Raw genomic sequence first — 25,636 nt, 5'->3', positions numbered from 1 at the left:
GCCCTCCTAGCCTGATACCAGAATCGCGAGCACAACCGGCCGGGTCTTCCCGTCCCGGTTTTTTGTGCAAGCCGCCCGCCGAACGGACCTATGACATGCCAAGACGCACTGACATCAAGTCGATCCTGATCATCGGGGCCGGCCCCATCGTCATCGGTCAGGCCTGCGAGTTCGACTATTCCGGCACCCAGGCCTGCAAGGCGCTGAAGGAAGAGGGATTTCGCGTCATCCTGGTCAATTCCAATCCGGCCACCATCATGACCGATCCGGAACTGGCCGACGCCACCTATATCGAGCCGATCACGCCCGAAGTGGTGGCCAAGATCATTGCCAAGGAGCGGCCGGATGCGCTGCTGCCGACCATGGGCGGCCAGACCGCGCTCAACACTGCTTTGTCGCTGCGCCGGATGGGCGTGCTCGACCGCTACAATGTCGAGATGATCGGCGCCGACGCCACGGCCATCGACAAGGCCGAGGACCGCGCTTTGTTTCGCGAGGCGATGCAGAAGATCGGCCTGGAAACACCAAAGTCGATGCTGGCCAACGCCACCGACGTCAAGAACACCGACCGCAAGACGCACGAGGCCGAGCGCGCAGCACTCAAGGCCGAGAAGCCTGACAATCTCGACTCAGCACTCGATGCGCTGGAAACCCGCTGGAACCTCGGCGAAGGCGACCGCAAGCAGCGCTATATCAGCCACGGCATGGCCATCGCCGCCCAGGCGCTCGACCATGTCGGCCTGCCCGCCATCATCCGCCCGTCCTTCACCATGGGCGGCACCGGCGGCGGCATCGCCTATAACCGCGCCGAATTCTACGAGATCGTTCAGTCCGGCCTCGACGCCTCGCCGACCACCGAAGTGCTGATCGAGGAAAGCGTGCTCGGCTGGAAGGAGTATGAGATGGAGGTTGTCCGCGACAAGGCGGACAATTGCATCATCGTCTGCTCGATCGAGAACATCGACCCGATGGGCGTGCACACCGGCGATTCCATCACCGTCGCCCCGGCGCTGACGCTGACCGACAAAGAATACCAGATGATGCGCAACGCCTCGATCGCGGTGCTCAGAGAGATCGGCGTCGAGACCGGCGGCTCCAACGTGCAGTTTGCCGTCAACCCGGCTGACGGCCGTCTCGTCGTCATCGAGATGAACCCGCGCGTCTCGCGCTCCTCCGCGCTCGCCTCCAAGGCAACCGGTTTCCCGATCGCCAAGATCGCGGCAAAGCTCGCCGTCGGCTACACGCTGGACGAGTTGGAGAACGACATCACCGGCGGCGCCACGCCAGCTTCCTTCGAGCCGTCGATCGACTATGTCGTCACCAAGATCCCGCGCTTTGCCTTCGAGAAATTCCCCGGCGCCGAGCCGGTGCTGACCACGTCGATGAAGTCGGTCGGCGAAGTCATGGCCATCGGTCGCACCTTCCAGGAATCGCTGCAGAAGGCGTTGCGCGGTCTCGAAACCGGCCTTACCGGGTTGGACGAGATCGAGATCCCCGGCCTCGGCCACGGTGCCGCTGTCGCCAACCACGCCGATGACCGCAACGCTATTCGCGCCGCCTTGGGCACGCCGACGCCCGACCGGCTGCGCATGGTGGCGCAGGCGATCCGCATGGGCACTTCGCTCGAAGACGTGCACGCCATGTGCAAGATCGACCCGTGGTTCCTCGAACAGATCGCTGGCATCCTTGATATGGAAGCCCGCATCCGCGAGCACGGCATCCCCGAGGACGCCGTCAATCTGCGCATGCTGAAGGCCATGGGCTTCTCCGATGCCCGCCTCGCCTCATTAACGAAGACTGACGCCGAAGTGATTCAGAAGATTCGAGAAAAGCTCGACGTTCATCCGGTTTATAAGCGCATCGACACCTGCGCCGCCGAGTTCGCCTCGCCCACCGCCTACATGTATTCGACCTATGAAGTGCCGTTCGCCGGCGCGCTCGCCAACGAGGCGCAGGTGTCGTCGCGCAAGAAGGTCGTCATCCTCGGCGGCGGTCCGAACCGCATCGGCCAGGGCATCGAATTCGACTATTGCTGCTGCCACGCGGCCTTCGCGCTGCGCGACGCCGGCTTCGAGGCGATCATGATCAACTGCAACCCGGAGACCGTGTCGACCGACTACGATACCTCGGACCGTCTCTACTTCGAGCCGCTGACGGCCGAGGATGTTTTGGAGATCCTGCGCGCCGAACAGGCGTCAGGCGAACTGGTCGGCGTCATCGTCCAGTTCGGCGGCCAGACGCCGCTGAAGCTCGCCGACGCGCTGGAGAAGGCCGGCATCCCGATCCTCGGCACGTCACCCGACATGATCGATCTCGCCGAAGACCGCGACCGTTTCCAGAAGCTGCTGCACAAGCTCGGCCTCACCCAGCCCAAGAACGGCATCGCCTATTCGGTCGAGCAGGCCCGCCTCGTCGCCGGTGAGCTCGGCTTCCCCCTGGTGGTGCGCCCCTCCTATGTGCTGGGCGGCCGCGCCATGCAGATCATCCATGACGAGGGCATGCTGCAAACCTATCTGCTCGACACCGTGCCCGGCCTGGTGCCGGAGGACATCAAGCAGAAATACCCCAACGACAAGACCGGCCAGATCAACACGCTGCTGGGCAAGAACCCGCTGCTGTTCGACACCTACCTCTCGGGCGCCATCGAGGTCGATGTCGACTGCCTCTGCGACGGCAAGGACACATTCGTGTCGGGCATTCTTGAGCACATCGAGGAGGCCGGCATCCATTCGGGCGACAGTGCCTGCTCGCTGCCGGTGCACTCCCTGCCCTCCGAGCTGGTCGACGAGCTGGAGCGCCAGACGGCGGCCCTTGCCCGCGCCCTCAATGTCGGCGGCCTGATGAACGTGCAGTATGCGATCAAGGACGGCATCGTCTATGTGCTGGAGGTCAACCCGCGCGCGTCACGCACCGTGCCCTTCGTCGCCAAGACCATCGGCCGGCCCATCGCCAAGATCGCCGCCCGCATCATGGCCGGCGAAAAGCTGGAAGACGCCTTCGCCCATTATGGCGCCATGCCCGATCCCAGAAATCCCGGCCACATCGCGGTCAAGGAAGCGGTGTTCCCCTTCGCCCGTTTCCCCGGCGTCGACATCTTGCTCGGCCCGGAAATGCGCTCGACCGGCGAGGTCATGGGCCTCGACCGCGACTTTGCGCTGGCCTTCGCCAAGAGCCAGTTAGGGGCCGGCGTCGACCTGCCGCGCTCCGGCACGCTGTTCGTCTCGGTGCGCGACGAGGACAAGAAGGGCATTCTCGGCGCCGTGAAGCGTCTGGCCGGCCTCGGCTTCAAGGTGCTGGCGACCTCCGGCACGCAGCGCTTCCTCGCCGAAAACGGCGTCGACGCCCAGAAGATCAACAAGGTGCTGGAAGGCCGCCCCCACATCGAGGACGCCATCCGCAACCGCCAGGTGCAGATCGTCTTCAACACCACCGACGGCCAGAAGGCAGTGTCGGACTCGAAGTCGCTGCGCCGCGCCACGCTGATGCAGAAAGTGCCGTATTACACCACGCTGTCGGGGGCAGCTGCGGTGGCGGAAGCGATTGCGGCGCTGAAGGCGGGGAGCCTGGAGGTGCGGCCGCTGCAGGAGTATTTTGCCTAGAGCGAAGCGGCGGCCGCCTCGGCTTCGGCATAGGCGTCGTAGTTCCAGACCCAGGCGCGTTCCTGCCGCTGGGCGTCAAGCTGGCGGTCGCGGCTATGCAAGTCGCCGCTGGATGCGTCATAGCGAGCCCCACTCACGCGCGACATGCGCTGGACCCCGGCAGTCCGTTCGCGCCGCAGCTGCTCGTAAATCAGCAGCGCTCGTGGGGCAGACTTGCGGTCTGCATGGCTCAGCACGGTCGCCAGGGCAACGGCGTCTTCGATCGCCTGATTGGCGCCTTGACCGATGTGCGGCAGCATCGGGTGGGCGGCGTCACCCAGAAGGGTCAGGCGCCCGCGAGTCCAGCTTGCCAGCGGCTCGCGATCGAACAGGCCCCAGCGAAACGTCGCTTTCACCTGGGCAATGATCGTCTCGACCATTGGATCCCAGCCGGCGAACTCCCGGGCAAGGGCGGCGGGCTCGCCCCGCGCCGACCATGACTCCTTCATTGGCTCGTCAGTCGTGACAAAGCCGACGTAGTTGATGAGCTGGCCGGCGCGCACCGGAAAGACGAGAAAATGCCGGCCCGGACCAAGCCAGTTGCGCATCGCCCCTGACGGCCACGAGACGCTCGCCGCCGGGATCACCCCTCGATAGGCGACCGATCCCGAATAGAGCGGGGCGGACGGGGCAACGACGAATTGCTGAAGGGTTGAATGGATGCCGTCAGCCGCGATCACGACGTCGGCCGTGGTGCGCAAGCCATTGGCGAAAGTGATGACGGCCTGCTCGTCATCCTGTTCGAAGCCGGTGCATCTGTGACCAGTCTTCACAACGTCGGGAGATAGCCGGTCGACGAACATTGCCAGCAAATCGGCGCGGTGCATGCCGTGGAACTCGATCTGGCTGGCAAGCTCTGGGGGCCACATCGCCGCAGCATAGGATCCATCGGCGCGACGAAACTGTGGGTCGATCCATCTGGCCCCCGAGCGGATCAGCTCGTAACCGAGGCCGAGCCGCCGAAGCATCCGGACACCGTTCGGCTGGATCGCGACGCCGGCGCCGACCTCGGCCAGGGCTGCCGCCTGCTCGTAGAGACGAACGTCAATGCCGCGTTTATGCAGGGCGTAAGCCGTGATGGCGCCGCCGATGCCGCCGCCAACGACCGCCACGCGTAGAGGGGTCGTGCTCATTGCTCCGGCTGCTCAAGCATTGTCATTCCTTGGCCAGCACCGCGGCCGCTGTTGACTATGGGCGCCCTGACGCCGACGCACAAGGCAGGCAAAAATCAACAGGTGCTGGAAGGCCGCCCGCACATCGAGGGCGCCATCCGAAACCGCCAGGGCAGATCGTCTTCAACACGACTGATGGCCAGAAGGCGGACTCGAAGTCGCTGCGCCGCGCCACTGTGGTTTGCTTGCTGAAGACGAAATTGATCGTTTGAAATTGACAGGAAAGGACTGGTTCAAGCTCCTAGAAGCGCCAAAGCAGTTTCTATTTCCAATGCCTCACGCCACCGCCACACACTCGATCTCGATATCAAACTCCATCGGCCATGACGCCACCGGCACGAAGCTGCGCGCCGGCGGGTTCACGCTGAAGTACTTGGCATAGACCCGGTTGATGGCGTTGTAGAAGCCGGAATTGACGGCGTAGATGCGCACCATCACCACGTTGTCGAGCGAAGTGCCAGCCGCTTCCAGGCAATGTTTCAGCGCCTTCAGCGACGCTTCAGTCTGCGTTTCGATGTCGCCGCGCACCATTTCGCCGGTCACCATGTCCACCGGCGGCGTCGCCGAGATGAACACGAAGCCGTTGGCCCTGACTGCGGTCGAGCATGGCAGGCCAAGCGCCCGCACCTTGGCCGACATCACCGGCACCTCGATGACTTCTTTTTTCATGACAATCTCCCTGGGTTTGGCAGGGAGCTTATCGCGCTGTCCGGCGAACGCCAGCGCCGACGAATGGTCCAGTCCTCACCCCTGCCCCGGATACGGCGTGCCGTCCTTGTGCAAGAACCGTCCGTCGGAACTGGGGCTCATCATGTCGATGTCGGAGCAAGTGATGACATCGTCGGGATTGCGTGAGCCGACCTCCAGATAGAGCGCCGTCGTGGCGGACCGGTTGATCAAATGATGGCCATTGCCGCTGTTCTTGGCAAAGGTGGCGCAGTCGCCGGCGCGCAGCAGCGTCTCGCCGCCGTCTTCGACCAGCACCAGTTCGCCTTCCAGCACATAGACGAACTCGTCCTCATGGCTGTGCCAGTGGCGCTGGCTCGACCAGCCGCCGGGTGGCAATGTCATCAGATTGACGCCGAAATCGGTGAGGCCACCGGCATCGCCCAGCCGCCGTCGTGTGCGGGTGGCGCAGGGTGCATCGAAAGGCTTGGGATAGCCCGAGCCCTTGCGGATGGGTACGGCGGACAGGTCGATCTTGGGCATGGGATTCTCCCTTGGTCCCAGCATTCTAAGCGACAACCGCCTAGCGCATACGCCAATCATGAAATCTCGGCGCTGCCCCTCATCTGCCTGCCGGCATCTTCTCCCCGTAAACGGGGAGAAGGGGGCTGGCCGCAACGCCGGTGATTGGCGAAACCATCGGCGCAAGCCTCTTTCTCCCCGTCACTATACGGGGAGAAATGCCCGGCAGGGCAATGAGGGGCGGCGCCAACGCCCGTGAAACGATTGCCCTCCGTGCAGGGCAAGCCCTATTGCCCGCTCAATGGCAGCACGCCTCGCAATACTGCAATTGCTCGTTCCAGTCCGGCCGACCTTGCGGTGTAAAATCCATCAGGTTCCACAGGATCTCGCAAGTGCCGATGGCGCGCGGGTCCTGGCCGGGTTCCTGCGGCGCGAAGCCAAGCTCGGAACTCCAGAAATGCCTGACGCCATCGGCATCGCGGTGGAACACCGACAGCAGCGGCAGCTGCGCGCCATCGGCGGCTTCCGCATTGTAGTCGCGCTTGAAGCTGTTGGAGGCGCAGGACAGCAGTCGCATGTTGCGCCAGCCTCTATCGCGGCCAAGCGTGAGCAGATTGTCGAGCGCGGTCTTGCCCACCACGGCGAAATTGAAGCCGGCAGCCTCGAGATGACCAATGGCACCGTCGAACTGATCAAGCAGGCCGGTGCAGGACGGGCACGGCTGGTCCGGCCGCGCGAGTTTCGCCGTGCCGCCGCTGGTCGCCACGTCGCGCGTTTCCTCCGGGTGGCGCGGAAACATCATGGAGTAGAGGATCAGCGTGTCCTTGCCCGGCGCAAACAGCTCCGACAGTTTGACCTTGGCCGGCCGGCCATCGGCGCCAAGCCCGTCGAACACATAATCCTGCGGCACCAGCCCGCCCGGCGGCAGCGCGCGCCGCGCCACGGCGACGTCTTCCATGACCCGGCGCAGCTCGATTTCCTTCTGCAGCAGTCTTTCACGGGCGGCGCGGTATTTCGCGGATTCATTGGGAAAGGTGATCATGGTCGGCTCCTTGGGTATCGCGCCGGCGTCCCGGCGCGGTTGCTCTGCAAACCAAGGACGTTTGGCAGCAATTGGTCCCGACATTTTTGCACGCCGCTGCCGTGCCGCACTGCGGAACCTGTGCCGCTTCCCCGCATTCTTCCCATCGGCTAGAGCTTACGGGATCGGGGGAAAAAAATGCACGATGATGACGAGATCGACCTGCGCTGCCCGCAGATCGTTGCCGACAACGCTGCCAAGGGTTTGCGGCTGCGCGAAAAATTCGGCCGCGGCGGCACCGAGATCGGCGTGGCGCGGGCCACCGAACTGATGAACCGCGAAAAGCTCGCCCCCTCCACCATCCGCCGCATGGTCAGTTATTTCGCCCGCCACGAGGTCGACAAGCGCGGCAAGAATTACGGCAATGAGGCGAACCCGTCGGCAGGCCACATCGCCTGGCTGCTATGGGGCGGCGACGAAGGCCGCGCCTGGGCGCTCGAGCTCAAACGAAAGATCGGCAACGCACCTGACATCTGAGCGGGCGTCAGACACACCGATACCGAGCTGAAGAAGCAAGCTTGCGAGCGAACCGCCAAGAACAGGCGGGTCCCAAACCCCCGCCTGAGACCCGCCCGGGAGGGACCGACACATGCCGGCGCAGCCCACTCCGATATCTTGCCTCTCGCAGATCCCTGATCGGCCGAGCGGCGTGGATATGTGGTTAACATTTGCCTGCAGCGGCCTATGTGAAGCAGTTCACAAACCCAACGCATTCCTCGGGCGCGTGGCTTCGCGGCAGCAGAAACCGCCCTACCCTTCCCAGGCGACAGGCGTCATACCCAGCCGCTCGTAGAGCCGGACAGCCGCAGCGTTCTCGACGGTGTTGGTCTTCAGGTCGACATAAGCGGCGCCGCGCGCATGAAAGACGGCGAAGGCGTGCCACATCAGCGCCTCGGCAATACCCCTGCCGCGCGCCTCGGGGTGGACGGCAAGGTCCTTGACGAAGGCCCGCGTCCAGCAGAGCGCCGCCCCCGCCAGCCGGCCCTTGTCGTCGATGACCAGGAAGCACAAGGCCGGATCGAATTCGGCGTCACCTGCAATGCGTGGCCACCATTCGTCGAACGGACCGTCGCTGCCGTCGTCGAACACTTCTGTCAGCAGCGCATGCAAGGCGAGCGCATCAGAAGTCGCAAAGCCGCGCATGACAAAGCCTTCGGGCCAGCGCGGCATAACGAGCGTGTCGTCGAGGATCTTGCGCAGCCGGATGTCGTTGAGCGCCGGCGGACGCGGCTCAGGCATCGGGCTGCAGGCGCCGCCGTGAACGGTCGCGGCCAAGGCCGGTTTCTTCCAGCAGGCCCTTGCGCTTGGCGTCGTAGTAATAGCCGGTCTGGTAGAGCCGGTCGGCGCGCTTGGCATTGCCGTCGGAGACCAGCCAGGCGCCGCGCAGATACTTCACCGCATATTTGAGATTGGTCTCGGCATCGAACAGGCCGCTTGCCGGTCCGAGATACCCCATGCCGCGCGCCGTCGCGTGCTTGATCTGCATCAGCCCCCAATGGCCGTGATTGTAGGCCTTCGGGTTGAAGGTGCTCTCGCGGTTGACGACATGGCGCACCAGATCCACCGGCACCTGATAGAGCGCGGCATATTTCTCGATCAGCCGCTCGATTTCGCCGCGCGGTCCGGCTGCATGCTCCTCGGGCTGGCCGGGAGGCGCGAGCAGCGCCGGATTCTCAGGCACCACATAGGCGACTTGTTGAACGCCAGGCATCGGTGCTGCCTTCATCGTCTGCCCGGTGATCGGCATGGCGACGGCCGCGGTGGCATAGACGGCCTTGATGGAGCCGGGGCTTGTCGGCGATGTGCCGGCCATCACGGCCGGCGGTGGCGGAAACTGTCCGGCGATGGGTGTCGAGCCGGCAAAGGCGGCCGGCTGGGCCAGCGCCGCGCCAGGCTGCGCGGGCGGCGGCAGCGCCGCGCCAGGTGTCGCCGGCGCGCCTAGCGTCGCCGCGGCGACCGTCTCGCCGCCGGCTAGCGCCGCCGTCTGAACCTGGGCAAGACCGGACGGTTCCGGCAGCACGGCCACGGTTTCAGGCAGCGCAACCGTCGGCGTGTCGTCCACGACGGCAGGCGTGGCGGCCGCGGCAAGCGCCGGCATAGGCTTGGTCTGCGATGTCGAGGTGCAGCCGCTGAGGCCGGCCGCGGCAGCGAGCACGCCGATTGCGGTGATGATGATTTTCGCTGGCAAGCCGCGGGGGTCCAGTTTGTCGGGTTGTTAAGAAGTCCTTACACCAGCGCTTTTCCTGCGGCAATCAGGGCCATCAGGTGGTTTTCGGTTGGCGAGGTCGGGTGCAAGCTGCGATATTGTTCCCTATCTGTACCAGACATCTACCCGTTTCTTGGCCTTTTGCGAAAAGGAGCCACCATGGAAAACGCACCCGCGATCACAGCCGGCCACGCAGTGTTAGAAACAGTGATCGGCTTCATGGGCATCGCCTGGAGCGAGACAGGCCTGATCCGGCTTTGCCTGCCCGAGCGCAGTCGCGAGGCGGTTGAGCGCCGGCTGTTTCGCCATGCCGGTGTTTCCACCTCCACCGACCAGCCGCAATGGGTGGTCGAACTGATCGCCTCGATCAAGGCCTATGCGGCTGGCGAGGATATCGATTTCTCCGGCGTGCCGGTCGATCTCGCCGGCGTCGACGATTTCCGCCTTGCCATCTACGACGCGGCGCGAAAACTGAGCTATGGCGAAACCACCACCTATGGCGAACTGGCCAAGCGCGCCGGCCATGGCGGGCTCGCGCGGGAAACGGGATCTGCCCTCGGCGCCAACCCGGTGCCGCTGGTCATCCCGTGCCATCGCATTCTTGCCGCAGGCGGCAAGATCGGCGGATTTTCGGCACCGGGCGGCTCGGCCACCAAGGAAAAGATGCTGGCGATGGAAGGCGTGCGCGTCGGCCCGCCGCCGCCGGCACAGGTATCGTTCGGATTCTAAGGCCGGCACGTGAGCCCGACCCTGTTTCGGGATAACGCCTGGAAAACTCTAGTCCGGGAGAAGTCGCCGGCGGAAACGCCTCTCCGAATCCACCCGCTTGCAGATGTAGACCGGGCAGGATTTCGTGTCGGCGCTTGGCACATAGACGCGCTTCCTGACCTCGCCAATGTTGCAGAATTGTTCGCTCTGCACATAGCGATCGTAGAGCGGCAGCCCAGGCACGCGCGTCGACTGGTAGCGCAGGATGACCGCGCCTTGCCTGGCGATCGTCGCCTGCACCTCGCCGCAGCTCATATGGGTGGGGTCATAGCGCGAGATCGCCTGCGCCTCGGCGGCAACCAGCGTCAGGCATGCGGCAAGCAGAATGGTTTTCATGGTCTTCTCCCAAAACCGGACGAACGCCAGAAGGCGCTACGATCTTCCCGCCGCGCAGACCTCGAAACGCACAATCGGTTTTTCAGCAAGGAACACGCGCACAATCAAGGCCATAGCGTACAATGAGTGCCAAAAAAGAGCGCGCGCCGTGGCCTTATTTTGCAACGCTTTCACGCGATTGGGGCGGTCGTTGGGCAGCGCCGCGGTGGCGCCTTTTTCCGCACCATCTTGTTTTTGGTGCAAAACCAGACTATATGCGTCCCATTGATATTTCGGCCGATCGATCCGGGCCTCGCGATCTTCGCGTTTGCTGACGTCTATCTCCAAAATCTCGATGCACACCGGCTGGACTTCGGTTCGGTCAAACTAAAGCAAATGTTGAAGGACTATCTAAATGGCAACTGGTACGGTCAAGTGGTTTAACTCCACCAAGGGCTTCGGCTTCATCCAGCCTGACAATGGCGGCGCGGACGTTTTCGTTCACATCTCCGCTGTCGAGCGCGCTGGGCTGTCGACCCTGGTCGAAGGCCAGAAGATCAACTTCGAGATCGAGCAGGACCGCCGCACTGGCAAGTCGTCCGCTGGTTCTCTGAGCAAGGCGGCCTGATTTTGCGAATGGCGCGCGCCGGGCGGTAGCTCGGGGCGCGCGGCAAGTCACGGATGTACTGACGGTCGCGCGAGAAGCGCACCGGAGCGAAAAGACCCGACAAGCTGGATCAGCAGATAGCTGCCAGCCCGGACCAAACGCTCCCGATCAGGCTACCGGAAATGGGAAGGCGGGATTTATCCCGCCTTTTTATTTGCCTGGAGTTCAGCCTCCTTCTCCCCGTTTACGGGGAGTTGAGGAGTGGTCCGCGAAGCGGACGAAAAGCCAATTGCTTGGCTTTTCGAATGACGAACGCCCGGCAGGGCGATGAGGGGCAGCGCCCACACATCAGAACTTCCCATCACCAGACCAATCTTTGAGAAGCTGGCGCCGCCCCTCATCTGGCTGCCGCCACCTTCTCCCCGTGAACGGGGAGAAGGACGCTCTCATCGCCGACATCGCTTATCCCAACCATTCCATCGGCACATGCCCCGGATCCGCCTCGACCCGCTTCAGCCAGGCCGCCACCGCCGGATAGGCGTCGAGCTGGAAGCCGCCCTGCTCTGCCGTGTGCGTATAGGCATAGAGCGCGATGTCGGCGACGCTGAGGGCAGCGCCGGCGAAGAACGCGCTGCTTTCCAGATGCCTGTTCATCACGCCGAGCGCCTTGTTGCCGCGCTCCAGCGTCACCGCCAGCCGCTCCGGCGTCGCATCCCTGGCCCTTTCCGGAAAGGTCAGCAGCGCCTTGCGCACCGCGATATAGGGCTCGTGGCTGTACTGCTCGAAGAACAGCCACTGATAGGCCAGCCCCCGCTCGTACCGGTCGGTCGGCAGGAAGCGCGTGCCTTCGGCGAGATAGAGCAGGATGGCATTGGATTCGGCCAACCGCCGACCATCGTCGAATTCCAGCAGCGGCACCATGGCATTGGGGTTCTTGGCGACATAGTCGGCCTTGCGCGTCTCGCCGGTGTGCGAACTCACCTCGATGTTGGTGAAGGCGATGCCGAGCTTGGCCATCAACAGGCGCGGTTTGTAGCAATTGCCGCTGTCGATCATCCCGTAAAGTATGGTCATTGCCGCTCCCTTGGGGCTGCGTTCCCCAGCTGAGGCAATTATCGCGACGGGAACAGCGTCAACCAGTGATTTGTTTTGGCGCGTCCATCAGCGGCGTTGATGCAACGGGATGACCTTGTTGTCGGTGCCGAGCAGCGTGTCGATGCGCAGCGGTTCTTCATTGAAGATCGTGCCGGCGAGCGCCGGCCGCGCCAAGAGAAAGCCCTGCAGCAGGTCGACACCTCCCTCCAGCGCAACGCGAAGGTGCACGGACTGCTCGATCCCCTCGACCAGCACCTTGGCGCCGCGATCATGCAGCATGGAGACGAGCGGCCGAAAAAACCGCTCGGCGGCGGCATGGCGGCAGAATTCCGCAAACCAGGCGCCGTCGATCTTGACGATGTCGGGATGCAGAAGGCTTATCCGCTCTTCCGTCGAGTGGCCGGTGCCAAAATCGTCGATGGCGATGCGGAAGCCGCTACGCCGCATCTCGTGCACCAGGCTGATGAGCACCTTGTCGTCGGCCGCCTGCTCGGTGATCTCGCAGACCAGCATCGCCGGATGCAGGCCGAGATCGCCGAGATGCCTGGCCATCAGCCGGATTTCGGCCAGCGCCCGTCCGGGATGATCGTTGATCAGCGGGTTGTAGTTGAAGAACAGGTTAAGCCCATCGACGCCGATATTGCGGAAATTCCTGAGATGCAGCATCCGGCACATGGTTTCGACGAACAGGCGATCCTCTAATGGCACGCCGCCGAAAAAAACCGATGGCGCAACCGGCATGCCTGCGCGGTGCGGCTCGACCAGCGCCTCGACCGCGACCGCCGTCAGTGACCGGCCGCGCGGCATGAAGATCGGCTGATAGGCGCTCTTCAGCCGGAACTCGCCATAGATGCCATATTCGATCCCGATCTCGTCGGCAAAGATCGCCTCGCCGGCGTTGCGCCGCCTGTCGCCGGGGCGGATCATGGCGTCTTCCTGCGCCCGAATGCTTTCACCGGGCGTGCCGACGGCGCCGCGGTTGGCTTGGAAGTCCCAGCATCGGCTGCCGCGGCCGATGGCTGCGTGTCCTTGCCGAATGCACGAAAACTGGTCGGTGCCAGTTCCGGTCGCCCCACCGCGAAACCCTGCACCATGGAGGCTCCCGATTTTTCGGCCAGCTCAAGCTGCCAGCCTTCCTCGATGCCCTCGAACACGGTGCGGATGCCTTGCTGTTCGAAGCTCGTCACCATGGCGGTCAACAGGGCAAAGCCGGCGCCGGACTCCATCAGCTGTGTGATCCAGTGCGCATCGAACTTGACGATGTCCGGCTTGAGGTCCTTGACGCGGTTGATGTCGGACTCGTCGGCGCCGTAATCGTCGACGGCGATGCGAAAACCATTGGCCTTGAGCGCCGCGACGAAACTGTACAGCGTTTCCTGCGATGCCGATTTCTGCTCGGTCACCTCGCAGACGACACGGCGCGGATCGATGCCGGCCTCCTGCAGAACCAGCCGCATGTCGCGCAGCGCATGGTCGGAGATGGCGCGATCGGTGAACACCGAGGGGTCGAAATTGATGAAGATGGACGCCTCTTCCGGCAGGCATGCGCCGGCATTCAAAAGGTGAAGTGTCCGTGTCAGCGCCTCGATATGCAGGCGGTCGCCGGCCGGACAGCTCCTGAAAAAACTCATCGGCGATTGCGGCTCGCCGTCGCGAAACGGCCGGATAAGCCCCTCGAACGCGACAACCGACAGCTTGCCATTCCTGAAGGCGAAGATCGGCTGGAAGGCGCTCTGAAGCGTATAGATGCCCCAGACACCGGTGGAGGTGCCGTCATTCTGGCGGACGATGTGGTGGGCAAGCCCGATGCTCGACACGGTTCCTCGCTCCGCAAGACGGGCGGAATTGGACCGCGATCCTGCCATGCAAAGGGTCTACCCCTCGTTAATGAATTTAGTGTTGCCGAGGATTTGAGCCCTGGTTCACCCGACAATGCTTGCGCTTGGCTAAATGATGCGACATGAGAAGCGCCGCGGCCGCTGTTGGCCGCGCCGATCCTCTCTGGAGACATTTGGTCATGGCCTTTCTTGCCGACGCCCTTTCCCGCGTAAAGCCTTCCGCGACCATCGCGGTGACGCAGAAAGCGCGCGAGCTGAAAAACGCCGGCCGTGACATTATCGGGCTGGGCGCCGGCGAGCCGGATTTCGACACGCCAGACAACATCAAGAATGCGGCGATCGAGGCCATTCGCCGTGGCGAGACCAAGTATCCGCCGGTTTCGGGCATCGCACCGCTACGCGAAGCGATCGCGAAAAAGTTCAAGCGCGAGAACAATCTCGACTACCGGCCGGAGCAGACCATTGTCGGCACCGGCGGCAAGCAGATCCTGTTCAACGCCTTCATGGCGACGCTGAACCCCGGCGACGAGGTCATCATCCCGCGTCCCTACTGGGTCAGCTATCCCGAAATGGTGGCGATCTGCGGCGGCACCTCGACCTTTGCCGACACCTCCATCGACAATGGCTTCAAACTGACTGCGGCAGTGCTGGAAAAGGCAATCACGCCGAAGACCAAATGGCTGCTGATGAACTCGCCCTCGAACCCGTCGGGCGCTGCCTACACGGAAGCCGAACTGCGCGCACTCGCCGATGTGCTGTTGAAGCATCCGCATGTCTGGGTGCTGACCGACGACATGTACGAGCACCTGACCTATGGCGACTTCGTCTTCAAGACCATCGCCGAGGTCGAGCCGAAGCTTTACGCGCGCACGCTGACCATGAACGGCGTGTCGAAGGCCTATGCCATGACCGGCTGGCGCATCGGCTATGCGGCGGGTCCGGTGGCGCTGATCAAGGCGATGGACATGATCCAGGGCCAGCAGACCTCCGGCGCCTGCACCATCGCGCAATGGGCCTCGGTCGAGGCGCTGAACGGCCCGCAGGATTTCATCGCCAAGAACAAGGCGATCTTTCAAGGAAGGCGCGACCTCGTCGTCTCGATGCTCAACCAGGCGCGTGGCATCACCTGTCCGTCGCCGGAAGGCGCCTTCTACGTCTATCCGTCCTGCGCCCAGTTGATCGGCAAGAAGACGAAAGCCGGCAAGGTGATCGACACCGACGAGACTTTCTGCTCGGAACTGCTCGAGGCCGAAGGCGTCGCGGTCGTGTTCGGTTCGGCCTTTGGCCTTGGGCCCAACTTCCGCATCTCCTACGCCACGTCGGAGACGCTGCTCGAGGAAGCCTGCACGCGCATCCAGCGCTTTACCGCATCGCTGACCTGATCGGCACATCGACGAGAACCATGAAAAACCCGGCCGCGCGGCCGGGTTTTTTTACACCGGTTCCAACAGAGCCTTTGTGGCCTCAGCCGCCATACTGCTCGTCGGTCACCTGCTCCATCCAGTCGGCATGGGAGCCGTCCAGCGCCTCCTGCATGGCCATGTGCGTCATCGCCGATTTCGGACCGGCGCCATGCCAGTGCTTTTCGCCCGGTTCAAACGAAATGACGTCGCCGGCCTTGATGTCCTGGATCGGCCCACCCCAGCTCTGCGCCCGACCGGCGCCCGCGGTGACATACAGCGTCTGGCCAAGCGGATGGGTGTGCCAGTGGGTGCGTGCGCCGGGTTCGAAGCTGACCATGGTGGCGCGCAGCCGCGCCGGCGCTTCCTTCTCGATGACCGGCGTCTGCAACACACGGCCGGTAAAGTACTTTTCCGGCGCGGTGATGGTCGCGACGCTGCCGCAGGCAATGATCTTCATGACAGGCAATCCTCAATCTGGTGGCGTGGCGATGGCGGTGCCGCCCGCTCTTCCGCCGATGGCAGTGTCGTCCGATCTCGCGGGCGGTGCAACCACCTGGGCGAGCCAACAGTGCCGGCTTCCTATTTTCCTTGCCCCGCCGGCAAACCCGTGGGACGATGGTCTTGGGCAGGTGGCGAACGAAAAGAACCCCGCCCGCGACGGTCGACAGGCCGGCCGCCGCTCCCAGGGAAACGCCTGAGTGGAGGTCAGTCATGGGTACTCGCGCCGGAGGACGACGCACGGGACCGAAATGCATTGCCATAGTCGGTCCCTTCGCAAGCGGTAAGACGACACTTCTCGAAGCCATACTCGCCCGTACGGGCGCCATTCCCCGCCAGAACCCTGTTTCATCGGGAAACACCGTTTCCGATCATTCGCCCGAGGCGCGCGCCCACGCCATGAGCGTCGAGGCGACCGTCGCCACCACCGAATTCATGGGCGAGCAGATCACCTTCGTCGACTGCCCAGGCTCGATCGAATTCTCCTTCGAGGCCGAGCCGGTGCTGGCGGCCTGCGACCTCGCCGTGGTCGTTGCCGAAGCCGACGAGAAGAAGATCCCCGCCTTGCAGCTAATCATGCGCAAGCTCGACGATCTCGGCGTGCCGCGCATCCTGTTCCTGAACAAGGTCGACAAGGCGATTGCCGGCGTGCGCGACACGCTGAAGATGCTGCAGCCGGCAAGCTCGGTGCCGCTGCTTTTGCGCCAGATTCCGCTGCGCAAGGATGGCGTCGTCGTCGGCTCGATCGATCTCGCGCTGGAGCGCGCCTACATCTATCGCGAATATGCCGAAAGCGAAGTCGCCCAGATCCCCGGCGACGACAAGGCGCGCGAACTCGAGGCGCGTTTCTCCATGCTGGAGACGCTCGCCGACCACGACGACCAGTTGATGGAGCAGTTGCTGGAAGAGATCGAGCCGCCGAAGGACGAGATCTTCGACGATCTCGCCGCCGACCTGCGCGCCGGCATCGTGACGCCGGTGCTGATCGGCACCGCCGAAAAGGGCAATGGTGTGCTGCGCCTCCTGAAGGCGATCCGCCACGATGCCCCCGATATCGAAGCGACCCGCAAGCGCCTCGGCGCTCCCGACGGCAATGCGACCGTGGTCCAGGTGATGAAGACCATTCACACCGCGCATGGCGGCAAGCTTTCGGTGTCGCGCATCCTGTCCGGCCAGCTTGCCGACGCCTCGGAGCTCTATCTCTCGACGGGCGAGACGGCAAAAGTCTCTGGCATCTACAGAATGCTCGGCAAGGACCAGTCGAAACTGACCTCGGCCAAGGCCGGCGATACGGTGGCGCTGGGCAAGCTCGACGACGTCAAGACCGGCCAGACGCTGAGCTCGGCCAAAGGTGGCATCAAGCCGCTGATCACCCTGACGCCACCGCAACCGGTCTTCGCCTTCGCGCTGCGGCCGAAGGAACGCAAGGACGAGGTCAAGATGTCGGCCGCCATCCAGCGCCTCGCCGAGGAGGATCCCTCGCTCAGCCTGCGCCACAATCAGGATTCGGCAGAAACCGTACTGTCGGGACATGGCGAGATGCATCTGCGCGTCGTGCGCGAGCGGCTGGAGGGCAAGAACCAGATTCCGGTCGAGGGCCACGCTCCGGCGGTCCCCTACCGCGAGACGATCCGCAAGTCTGTCCAGCAGCGCGGCCGCCACAAGAAACAGTCGGGCGGCCACGGCCAGTTCGGCGACGTGGTGATCGAGATCAAGCCGCTGCCGCGCGGCTCCGGTTTCCAGTTCTCAGACACCATCACCGGCGGCGTTGTGCCGAAAACCTATATCCAGTCGGTCGAAACCGGCGTGCGCGACTATCTGAAATCCGGCCCGCTTGGCTTTGCGGTGGTCGATGTCGCCGTCAACCTCTCCGACGGCTCCTACCATGCCGTCGATTCCTCGGACATGGCCTTCCAGATGGCAGCCAAGCTGGCGATGAAGGAAGGCATGGCCGCCTGCTCGCCGGTGCTGCTTGAACCGGTGATGAAGGTCGAGATCGTCACGCCGTCCGACGCCACCTCGAAGATCATTGCCCTGATCCCGCAGCGGCGCGGCCAGATCCTCGGCTACGACGCGCGGCCCGATTGGCCGGGATGGGATGTCGTCGAGGCGACCATGCCACAGGCCGAGATCGGCGACCTGATCATCGAATTGCGCTCGGCGACCGCAGGCGTTGCCACCTATCGCAGCGTTTTCGATCACATGGCCGAGCTGACCGGGCGTCTCGCTGACGAGGCGATGAACGCCAACGGCAAGGCTGCCTGAAACAGGCGCTTGCGATGGCGGCCTGTCTTCGCCATCGGCACCGACATGAAAACGGCGCCCGGATGATCCGGGCGCCGTTTTGCGGACCGTCTTTGTGGGAGGTAAAAACGGCAGGTCCGCCGCACGATTTCCGCCATGTTGGCTGGCAGAGAAAAAGGTTCGGACGCGGTAGCCGCCTGAGCCCGGATCGTTCGAGTGATGCCCCCATCTCCCGAACGAACCACACCGCGTCCTATGATCTGCTTAATCCATAGAGTGCGTCCGTGACATGTTACCTGGGGTTACATGTCACTGTTACGCGGCAATGCTGATCAATTTTCGGCCGGCCCGAGCAGCGCTCGGGCAACAAAAAAGCCGGATCAATAAAGATCCGGCTGAGTTTGATTGGAAGTGCCTGTTAAGGCTAACCTCCAGAGGGGAACACTCGCGGGCGCTAATGGGAGGAGAACGCGCCCAGGAGATGAACTATATATGTGCTCATCATGCCCAAGAAACAAGCATCTATTTTGCAACACACGCATGCAAAAAGACGCAGTCTGTGGTCCAACCCATTCCCGGACCCGATAGGACCAGAAAAACCCGCTGAAATGGGCGCGTCCGGCACCAAAGCCATTGCGGAACCGCCAATCCGAACCGATTCTGTTGCCGAAATTCGCAAAACGCCGAATGATGCTGAATCGGGCAGCCGGAGTTTATTTTTATGGCACCAGGCCGTGAGCCTGCAGGAAGACATCGATGCGAACACCTCAGGCTATCGCCGGCAGCGCACTGTTTTTCATCGCCGCACCCTGCGTCGTGGCGGGACTGGTGCCCTGGCTATTGACGGATCGCTACCATCTGCCGCTGTCGGCCGTGCCAGGCTTTGTCGTGGTCGGCGCGATCCTCATTGTCGCGGCCGCGGCCTTGCTGCTGCATTCCTTCGCCCGCTTTGCCCTCGAAGGCCTGGGCACGCCCGCCCCGGTGGCGCCGACTGAAAGACTGGTCGTCGGCGGCATCTATCGCCATGTACGCAACCCGATGTATGTCGCCGTGCTGTCGATCATCCTTGGCCAGGCGCTGCTGTTTTCGAGCTGGGCGGTCGTGGTCTACGCCGTCATCGCCACCACCGCGATGATCTCGTTTGTGAAGCTCTATGAGGAGCCGACGCTGGCCCGCCGCTACGGCGCCGAATACGAAACCTACCGCCGCAACGTCCCCGGCTGGCTGCCGCGGCTGACGGCTTGGCGGGGCTAGATTCGTTCGGAATGGATCAGGTTCAAAACGACCAGCTGCGCGCTTTGGCGATGATGAAATCGCGAAACACATGCAGCTTGGCCTGGTTCTTCATCGCGTCCGGATAGGCGAAATAGGTGTCGAAGGACGGCACTTCGGTCTCCGGCAGCAACTGCACCAGCCCTGACTCCTTGCTGATCACATAGTCCGGCAGCATGGCGATGCCGGCACCGCCCTGCACGGCGCGCTTGATCGACAGAATGTCGTTGATCTGCAGCGTCGGCACCCTCTGCCCGCCTTCGAAATCGCCGACTGTTTCCAGCCAGTTCAATTCCGACAGATGCGAGGGCACCGGCACGCCGAAGGTGACGATGCGATGGTTCTTCAGCTCGGCCACCGAAGCCGGCTTGCCGTGTTTGTTGACATAGGCCGGCGAGGCATAGAGGTGGAAATGCACGGTGAACAGGCGGCGCTGGATAAGGTCCGGCTGTTGCGGCTGGCGCAGCCTGATCGCGCAATCCGCCTGGCGCATGGTGAGGTCGAGTTCCTCATTGGCCAGGATCAGCTGCAGGCTGATTTCCGGATAAAGCTCGATGAATTCCTGGACCCGCTCGGTCAGCCAGCCGGCGCCCAGGCCCACCGTCGTCGTCACCCGCAGCACGCCGGAAGGCCGGTCCTTGGCCTCGGTCAGCCGCGACTTGATCGTCTCCAGCTTCATCAGCACATCATGCGCCGTGCGGAACAGCATCTCGCCCTGCTCGGTCAGCACCAGACCACGGGCGTGGCGATTGAACAGCGGCACGCCGACATCATGTTCGAGCGCGCTGACCTGGCGTGAGATCGCCGACTGCGACAGATGCAGCGTCTCGGCGGCGTGGGTAAAGGACCCAGCTTCCGCCGCAGCGTGAAACACGCGTAGCTTGTCCCAGTCCAACGCCATGAGTTCCCCTCGTTCTGGTTTGGCGTCTGAATGAAAAATCAGGCTTTTGAACGGCTTGTCCCGCCGCTTTGATTAGATTTATTCCGCCGCTTCGCGGTGTACCTCAATGCCGGCCAGATACTTTTCCGCCTCGAGTGCGGCCATGCAGCCAAGCCCCGCCGCCGTCACCGCCTGGCGGTAGATGTCGTCAGTGACGTCGCCGGCGGCGAACACGCCGGGCACGTCGGTGCGGGTCGAATTCGGCGCCGTCCACAGGTAGCCGTTGGGCTTCTGCTTCAGCTTGCCGGCGAACAGCTCGACCGCCGGCGCATGGCCGATCGCCACGAACACGCCGTCGACCTTGAGATGCGTTTCCTCGCCGGTCACCGCGTTGCGCAGCTTCAGCCCTTCCACCGAGGGCGGCAGCGGCGTCTTGCCGGGACGGCCGGTAATCTCGTCGACGATCGTGTCCCAGATGACGCGGACGTTTTCCTTCTTGAACAGCCGCTCGCGCAGGATGCGCTCGGCGCGGAAATCGTTGCGCCGGTGAATGACCGTCACGCTCTTGGCGAGGTTGGAGAGGTAGAGCGCTTCCTCGACCGCCGAATTGCCGCCGCCGATCACCGCGACATCCTTGCCGCGATAGAAGAAGCCGTCGCAGGTGGCGCAGGCCGACACGCCAAACCCCATGAAGGTCTGTTCGGTCGGAATGCCCAGCCATTTCGCCTGCGCGCCGGTGGCGATGATCAGTGCGTCGGCGGTGTAGGTGGTGCCGGAATCGCCCTTGGCGCGGAACGGCCGCACATTGAGATCGACCTCGGTGATGATGTCGTTGATGATATCGGTGCCGACATGCTCGGCCTGCTTGAGCATCTGTTCCATCAGCCACGGACCCTGGATCGGATCGGCGAAGCCGGGATAGTTTTCGACATCGGTGGTGATCATCAGCTGGCCGCCCTGCTGCAGGCCGGCGACCAGCATCGGCTTCAGCATGGCGCGGGCAGCGTAGACCGCCGCCGTATAGCCGGCAGGGCCGGAACCGATGATAAGAACAGGCGCGTGCTTGGTGGTCATCTAAAGCCTCTGCGGACAGCAGCCAGTGATTGTGGCATGGAAATCTCGTTTGATATCGCGCGTAATGTAAGTGCTGCCCGCCATGCCAGCAAGGCGAGTCGGCATTCGTCCCCGGAAAGCTTCCGCGCCAAGGGCTGTCGCCGTGTCGACAGCCCGAGAAATCCTTCAAAGGCCCAGGAAATCCTTCAAAAGGCAGGGATGGAATGGACAGTGAACTCGTTTAATTACAAAATCACGAAAGATTCTTTCGCGCTGCACGAAAGCCGCCCATGCCGCTCAAAGCCGACCTCGACGCCATCGACTGGAAGATCCTGCGCGAACTCCAGGGCGACGGGCGCATGACCAATGTCGAACTGTCGAGCCGTGTCGGCATTTCGGCGCCGCCTTGCCTGCGCCGCGTCAGGCGGCTGGAGGAAACCGGCATCATCCGTGGCTATCGCGCGCTGCTCAATGCACCGGCGCTCGGCATGGACGTCGTCGCCTTTTGCCTGATCGGCCTGCATCATCAGGCCGATGCAGAGCTCAAAACCTTCGCCGAACGCACGCGCGGCTGGCCGATCGTGCGCGATGCCTGGATGGTGTCGGGCGAATCCGACTTTTTGCTGCATTGCGTGGCGAGCGACCTCGGCACCTTCCAGACCTTCGTCATCGAGCAACTGGCCTCGGCGCCGAATGTCGACACCGTGCGCACCGCGCTCACCATCCGCCGCGTCAAGGATGAGGGTCTGGTGGCGTTCGGCACACCCTAGTAGCCCTAGTAGCGAGCCAGCGCCCTAGTAGCGAGCCAGCGCCTCGATCGCCGCCACCAAGCCGGCGAGATCATTTCGGTCGTGCAGGCGGATCACCTTGAACCCGATCTCCTCGGAGGCCTCGCCGTCGACCAGCCAGCCACGCGCCAGGCCGGCGCGCTGGCCCGCTTCCATGTCCGCCAACTTGTCGCCGACGATCAGCGAACGCTCTAGATCGAGCCCGAGACGCTTTGCCGCCTCAAGCAGCATGCCGGGATTGGGCTTGCGCATCGGATGGTCGGCGATGGCAAGCGGTCCGGTGCCCGCCTCGTGATAGGCGCAGGCGACGACCATATCGACGAACACGTTGCTTTCTCGGAGCAGGTCGAGCACACGGCCGTTGACAGCGGCGAACGCACCCCAGCCGAAATAGCCGCGCGCGATACCGGACTGGTTGGTGACCACGACGACCGGGATCTTGCCCCGGTTGGCGGCTTCGATCGCCGGAACGATGTCGCCGCGCAAGACGATGTCGGCGGGATCGCTGGGATAGTCGGTATCGATGTTGATGGTGCCGTCGCGATCAAGGAACAGCGCCGGTGTCCCCGGGGTGAAACCCCGGGTGCCGATCCGCTCGACCCATAGTCCCGGTTCTTCGAGCGGATACGGGTCAGGCTTCACGGGCGGCGTCCCGTCAGCCATTGCTCAGGCGCGCTTCGACCACCTCGCACAGATGATGGTAGAGGCACAGATGCCCCTGCTGGATAATCGGCGTCGAGGTCGATGGCACGTTAAGCAGGATGTCCGACAGCGGTTTCAGCTTGCCGCCGGTGTCGCCGGTCAGGCTGATCACCGTCATACCCATCATCCGTGCCTGTTCGGCGGCGGCGAGGATGCTCGGCGAATTGCCGCTGGTCGAGATGGCGAGCAACACGCCGCCGGCCGAACCATGCGCCTCGACCTGGCGCGAGAACACCGTGTCGAAGCCATAGTCATTGCCCCAGGCGGTCAGCACCGCGGCATTGGCTGGCAGCGCGATGACGTTGTAGGCCTTGCGCTCCTTCAGGAAGCGGCCGACCAGTTCGCCGGCGATGTGGATGGCGTCGCTGGCCGAACCGCCATTGCCGGCGATCAGCAGCGCCTTGCCCGAGGAAAGCGCCGACACGACAGCGCTGACCGCGCGTTCCATCTCGGCCGTGAGGTCGCGCTCGACCATTGCGTTGATCGCGGCCGCCGAGCGGACCAGATAGTCATTCAGTTCGGACATCAAATCCTCAGTTCGTGTTGCCGCCGGCCCGCAATTTTCCGATGGTGCCGGTCGTGCTTTTGCCGGCGACGAGATCGACCAGCACGACGCGCCCGCCCGCCTTCTGCACCACGTCGGCGCCGACCACGGTCTCGACCGTGTAGTCGGCGCCCTTGACCAGTATGTCGGGCAGCAAGGCTTCGATCAGCGCCAGCGGCGTGTCTTCCTCGAAGACAACGACTGCGTCGACCGAGGCAAGCGCTGCCAGCACGCAGGCGCGGTCATGCTGGTCGTTGACCGGACGCCCGGCACCCTTCAGCCGGCGCACCGAGGCGTCGCTGTTGAGGCCGAGAACCAGCCGGTCGCACTGGCTGCGCGCGGCGTGCAAAAGGCTGACATGGCCGGCATGCAGGATGTCGAAGCAGCCATTGGTGAAGCCAACGCTCAGGCCCTCGTCCTTCCACGCCGCGACCATGCGCGCGGCTGATGTGGCATCGAGGATCGCATCCTTGTGGGCAGTCGGCCCGTGCGAGCGAAACAGCGCGCCGGTGAGTTCCTCGACCGTCAGCCGCGCGGTGCCGCGTTTGCCCACCACCACGCCGCCGGCGGCATTGGCGATGGAGGCGGCCATGACACGGTCGGCGCCGGCGGCAAGCGCCAGTGCAAATGCTGCGATCACCGTGTCGCCGGCGCCTGAGACGTCAAACACTTCGCGTGCCTGCGTGGAAATATGCCGGGCATCGTCCGGGCCGATGACGCTCATGCCTTTTTCGCTGCGCGTCGCGACGACGAAATCGAAGCCATGGGCTGCAATCAATTCGCGCGCGGCCGCCACGATCTCCTCGTCGGCAAACACCGCGCGGCCGACGGCCTCGCCGAGTTCCTTGCGGTTGGGCGTGATCGCGGTCGCCCCGGCATAGCGCGCATAGTCGCGCCCCTTCGGGTCGACCAGCACCGGCTTTCCCGCCTCGCGGCAGATCGAGATCAACTCACCGGCAACGCCGTCGAGCAAGATGCCCTTGCCGTAGTCGGACAGGATGACGATGTCGGCCTGTTTGAGCGCTGCGCGGAAATGCCGGATCAGCATCGCCCGCTCCGCTTCGCCCAGCGGCTTGATCTCCTCCTCGTCAAAGCGCAGCACCTGCTGGTTGAGCGCACTGAAGCGGCTTTTCGACGAGGTCATGCGATCGCCGTCTTGCGCCAGACCGCTTGTGTCGACGCCCAGTTCCCCGAGCATGCGCACCAGTGTGTTTCCAGCCGTGTCGGCGCCGATTGCCGACACCGGTATGGCGGACGCGCCAAGCGAAACGATGTTGGCGATGACATTGCCGGCGCCGCCCATCGCAGCCGTTTCGCCGCGCCCGTGCAGCACCGGGATCGGCGCTTCCGGCGAAATCCGCTCGATGACGCCGTTGACGAAACGATCGAGGATGAAGTCGCCGACCACCAGCACGGTCACGCTGCCGAACCGGGCAATGGCGCGGTGCAAGGGTTCGGAAGAAGGCGGATTGTGCTTGGTCATGTCACCGGCAATTCGAAAGAGAGGCCGATCTCTGTCGTGCCGAAAATTGTCAATTTACGGGTCGGATCGTTCATGGCGAAGCCGATATACCGCAATTCCGCGCAGCGCAACGGCAGGACACGAGCGCAACGGCTCAACCGGTCAAGCCTTCTGCAAGGCGACATGCACGCCCAGTCCGACCAGCACCGTGCCGCCGGCACGCTGCATAAGCCGCTGCGCGCGGCTGGAGCGCCGCAGCCTGCCGATCACCGCACCTGCCAGGAACACGCACATGATATCGGCCGAGGAGAACATCAAATTGACGATGGTGCCCAGCACGACGAACTGCAGCCAGACCGGAAACGCCGCCGACGCATCGATGAACTGCGGCAGGAACGCCATGAAGAAGATCGCGGTCTTGGGATTGAGCACCTCGACGGTGATGCTCTCGAAAAACGCCCGCCGGGCCGATTTCGGCTCGATGCCGGGCAGAACCGCATCGCCTTGCGCCTTGGCGCGAAACAGCGAGACGCCGAGCCAGATCAGATACAGCGCACCGCCCAGCTTGACCGCCATGTAAAGCGTCGGCACGGCGTGAAAAAGCACCGACAACCCGGTCGCGGCGGCGATGACATGCACATAGCCGCCAAGATGAATGCCCAACGACGCCGTCAGGCCGGACCAGCGACCACGCGCCATCGTCTGCGCCGCGGCATAGAGCATGGCCGGGCCGGGGATATAGGCGAAGATCGCCGTGGTTGCGAAAAACGCGATGAGCAGTTCGGTCGACGGCATTGTCTTGCTCCTGGCGCACCCCGACGGTCGGCCCGTGCCGACTGAAGCGGGAGATTTGCGGCGCCACTGTGACTGGCCCGTGCGCCC

General features: G+C 63.7%; 26 protein-coding genes. 8 read left to right on the top strand and 18 right to left on the bottom strand.

Features of this window, described 5'->3' with window-relative positions; all coding sequences use genetic code 11:
- Positions 1-95 precede the first annotated feature (95 nt).
- Positions 96-3,599, top strand: a complete 3,504-nt coding sequence (gene carB / locus AC1DXN_RS05595) for a carbamoyl-phosphate synthase large subunit (RefSeq protein WP_477272632.1) — start codon at positions 96-98, stop codon at positions 3,597-3,599.
- Here carB and AC1DXN_RS05590 read toward each other — a convergent pair.
- From AC1DXN_RS05590 to AC1DXN_RS05575, 4 genes are all read right to left on the bottom strand, one after another.
- Entirely contained in the window at positions 3,596-4,771 is a 1,176-nt protein-coding gene (locus AC1DXN_RS05590; protein WP_477272634.1) for an FAD-dependent monooxygenase, read from the bottom strand. The two genes, carB and AC1DXN_RS05590, sit on opposite strands and share 4 nt — an antisense overlap.
- 315 nt (positions 4,772-5,086) lie before the next feature.
- Positions 5,087-5,479, bottom strand: a complete 393-nt coding sequence (locus AC1DXN_RS05585; RefSeq protein ID WP_113194079.1) for a RidA family protein — start codon at positions 5,477-5,479, stop codon at positions 5,087-5,089.
- 75 nt (positions 5,480-5,554) lie between these two features.
- A complete protein-coding gene (locus AC1DXN_RS05580; RefSeq protein ID WP_477272636.1) occupies positions 5,555-6,019 on the bottom strand; it encodes a cupin domain-containing protein in 465 nt (154 codons plus the stop codon).
- A 277-nt stretch (positions 6,020-6,296) separates the two neighbouring features.
- Positions 6,297-7,040, bottom strand: a complete 744-nt coding sequence (locus AC1DXN_RS05575) for a DUF899 family protein (RefSeq protein WP_477272637.1) — start codon at positions 7,038-7,040, stop codon at positions 6,297-6,299.
- Between the two features lie 177 nt (positions 7,041-7,217).
- Here AC1DXN_RS05575 and AC1DXN_RS05570 point away from each other — a divergent pair, with 177 nt between their 5' ends.
- Complete coding sequence (locus AC1DXN_RS05570) at positions 7,218-7,556, top strand: hypothetical protein (RefSeq protein ID WP_477245319.1); 339 nt, start codon at positions 7,218-7,220, stop codon at positions 7,554-7,556.
- 273 nt (positions 7,557-7,829) lie between these two features.
- Here AC1DXN_RS05570 and AC1DXN_RS05565 read toward each other — a convergent pair whose 3' ends face one another.
- Together AC1DXN_RS05565 and AC1DXN_RS05560 are read right to left on the bottom strand one after the other, a co-directional pair.
- Positions 7,830-8,318, bottom strand: a complete 489-nt coding sequence (locus AC1DXN_RS05565) for a GNAT family N-acetyltransferase (RefSeq protein WP_477245321.1) — start codon at positions 8,316-8,318, stop codon at positions 7,830-7,832.
- A complete protein-coding gene (locus tag AC1DXN_RS05560; protein ID WP_477245322.1) occupies positions 8,311-9,267 on the bottom strand; it encodes a transglycosylase SLT domain-containing protein in 957 nt (318 codons plus the stop codon). Before AC1DXN_RS05560 ends, AC1DXN_RS05565 begins: the two co-directional genes overlap by 8 nt.
- A gap of 177 nt (positions 9,268-9,444) precedes the next feature.
- Here AC1DXN_RS05560 and AC1DXN_RS05555 point away from each other — a divergent pair, with 177 nt between their 5' ends.
- Positions 9,445-10,014 (top strand): methylated-DNA--[protein]-cysteine S-methyltransferase, encoded by a 570-nt coding sequence (locus AC1DXN_RS05555; protein WP_477245324.1) that lies wholly within the window; start codon positions 9,445-9,447, stop codon positions 10,012-10,014.
- A 48-nt stretch (positions 10,015-10,062) separates the two neighbouring features.
- On the opposite strand, the gene AC1DXN_RS05550 is transcribed toward AC1DXN_RS05555, so the two are convergent.
- Positions 10,063-10,389, bottom strand: a complete 327-nt coding sequence (locus AC1DXN_RS05550; RefSeq protein ID WP_477245326.1) for a hypothetical protein — start codon at positions 10,387-10,389, stop codon at positions 10,063-10,065.
- Positions 10,390-10,425: 36 nt separating this feature from the next.
- The gene (locus tag AC1DXN_RS05545; RefSeq protein WP_477272639.1) at positions 10,426-10,731 is read right to left on the bottom strand and encodes a hypothetical protein; all 306 of its coding nucleotides are present in this window, start codon (positions 10,729-10,731) and stop codon (positions 10,426-10,428) included.
- Between the two features lie 52 nt (positions 10,732-10,783).
- Between AC1DXN_RS05545 and AC1DXN_RS05540 the strand changes: the two genes are divergently transcribed.
- On the top strand, positions 10,784-10,996 hold the full coding sequence (locus AC1DXN_RS05540; protein WP_112396569.1) for a cold-shock protein: 213 nt from the start codon (positions 10,784-10,786) through the stop codon (positions 10,994-10,996).
- 441 nt (positions 10,997-11,437) lie between these two features.
- Here AC1DXN_RS05540 and AC1DXN_RS05535 read toward each other — a convergent pair whose 3' ends face one another.
- The 3 genes from AC1DXN_RS05535 to AC1DXN_RS05525 all read right to left on the bottom strand — a co-directional run bounded on the left by AC1DXN_RS05535 (position 11,438) and on the right by AC1DXN_RS05525 (position 13,935).
- Complete coding sequence (locus AC1DXN_RS05535; protein WP_477245331.1) at positions 11,438-12,049, bottom strand: glutathione S-transferase family protein; 612 nt, start codon at positions 12,047-12,049, stop codon at positions 11,438-11,440.
- Positions 12,050-12,136: 87 nt separating this feature from the next.
- Positions 12,137-12,997, bottom strand: coding sequence for an EAL domain-containing protein (locus tag AC1DXN_RS05530; protein WP_477272641.1), 861 nt, complete (start codon positions 12,995-12,997; stop codon positions 12,137-12,139).
- Positions 12,994-13,935, bottom strand: a complete 942-nt coding sequence (locus AC1DXN_RS05525) for an EAL domain-containing protein (protein WP_477245334.1) — start codon at positions 13,933-13,935, stop codon at positions 12,994-12,996. Before AC1DXN_RS05525 ends, AC1DXN_RS05530 begins: the two co-directional genes overlap by 4 nt.
- A 152-nt stretch (positions 13,936-14,087) precedes the next feature.
- Between AC1DXN_RS05525 and AC1DXN_RS05520 the strand changes: the two genes are divergently transcribed.
- Positions 14,088-15,290, top strand: coding sequence for a pyridoxal phosphate-dependent aminotransferase (locus tag AC1DXN_RS05520; protein ID WP_477272643.1), 1,203 nt, complete (start codon positions 14,088-14,090; stop codon positions 15,288-15,290).
- 82 nt (positions 15,291-15,372) lie between these two features.
- Here AC1DXN_RS05520 and AC1DXN_RS05515 read toward each other — a convergent pair whose 3' ends face one another.
- Complete coding sequence (locus tag AC1DXN_RS05515) at positions 15,373-15,768, bottom strand: (R)-mandelonitrile lyase (protein WP_477272645.1); 396 nt, start codon at positions 15,766-15,768, stop codon at positions 15,373-15,375.
- A gap of 254 nt (positions 15,769-16,022) precedes the next feature.
- Here AC1DXN_RS05515 and AC1DXN_RS05510 point away from each other — a divergent pair, with 254 nt between their 5' ends.
- The gene (locus AC1DXN_RS05510; RefSeq protein ID WP_477272647.1) at positions 16,023-18,074 is read left to right on the top strand and encodes an elongation factor G; all 2,052 of its coding nucleotides are present in this window, start codon (positions 16,023-16,025) and stop codon (positions 18,072-18,074) included.
- A 735-nt stretch (positions 18,075-18,809) separates the two neighbouring features.
- Complete coding sequence (locus AC1DXN_RS05505; RefSeq protein ID WP_477272649.1) at positions 18,810-19,307, top strand: methyltransferase family protein; 498 nt, start codon at positions 18,810-18,812, stop codon at positions 19,305-19,307.
- Between the two features lie 22 nt (positions 19,308-19,329).
- Here the strand turns inward: AC1DXN_RS05505 and AC1DXN_RS05500 are convergent, their stop codons facing one another.
- Together AC1DXN_RS05500 and trxB are read right to left on the bottom strand one after the other, a co-directional pair.
- Positions 19,330-20,226, bottom strand: a complete 897-nt coding sequence (locus AC1DXN_RS05500; protein WP_477245345.1) for a LysR family transcriptional regulator — start codon at positions 20,224-20,226, stop codon at positions 19,330-19,332.
- 78 nt (positions 20,227-20,304) lie between these two features.
- A complete protein-coding gene (trxB, locus tag AC1DXN_RS05495; RefSeq protein WP_477272651.1) occupies positions 20,305-21,279 on the bottom strand; it encodes a thioredoxin-disulfide reductase in 975 nt (324 codons plus the stop codon).
- Positions 21,280-21,548: 269 nt separating this feature from the next.
- Between trxB and AC1DXN_RS05490 the strand changes: the two genes are divergently transcribed.
- Positions 21,549-22,028 (top strand): Lrp/AsnC family transcriptional regulator, encoded by a 480-nt coding sequence (locus tag AC1DXN_RS05490; RefSeq protein ID WP_477272653.1) that lies wholly within the window; start codon positions 21,549-21,551, stop codon positions 22,026-22,028.
- A gap of 24 nt (positions 22,029-22,052) precedes the next feature.
- Here AC1DXN_RS05490 and AC1DXN_RS05485 read toward each other — a convergent pair whose 3' ends face one another.
- The 4 genes from AC1DXN_RS05485 to AC1DXN_RS05470 form a co-directional block, all read right to left on the bottom strand.
- Positions 22,053-22,709 carry a D-glycero-alpha-D-manno-heptose-1,7-bisphosphate 7-phosphatase gene (locus AC1DXN_RS05485; RefSeq protein WP_477272655.1) on the bottom strand — a complete coding sequence of 219 codons (657 nt, stop codon included), beginning with the start codon at positions 22,707-22,709 and terminating at the stop codon, positions 22,053-22,055.
- On the bottom strand, positions 22,702-23,274 hold the full coding sequence (locus AC1DXN_RS05480; RefSeq protein ID WP_477272657.1) for a D-sedoheptulose-7-phosphate isomerase: 573 nt from the start codon (positions 23,272-23,274) through the stop codon (positions 22,702-22,704). The genes AC1DXN_RS05485 and AC1DXN_RS05480 overlap by 8 nt, the downstream gene beginning before the upstream one ends.
- Positions 23,275-23,281: 7 nt before the next feature.
- Positions 23,282-24,775 (bottom strand): D-glycero-beta-D-manno-heptose-7-phosphate kinase, encoded by a 1,494-nt coding sequence (gene rfaE1 / locus AC1DXN_RS05475; protein ID WP_477272659.1) that lies wholly within the window; start codon positions 24,773-24,775, stop codon positions 23,282-23,284.
- A 141-nt stretch (positions 24,776-24,916) separates the two neighbouring features.
- A complete protein-coding gene (locus tag AC1DXN_RS05470; RefSeq protein WP_477245354.1) occupies positions 24,917-25,549 on the bottom strand; it encodes a LysE family translocator in 633 nt (210 codons plus the stop codon).
- Between the last annotated feature and the right edge of the window lie 87 nt (positions 25,550-25,636).

This window comes from Mesorhizobium sp. P2_H9, assembly GCF_056403215.1.
The sequence above is the reverse complement of the archived record's forward strand: the minus strand, read 5'-3'. Positions and strand labels throughout refer to the sequence as shown.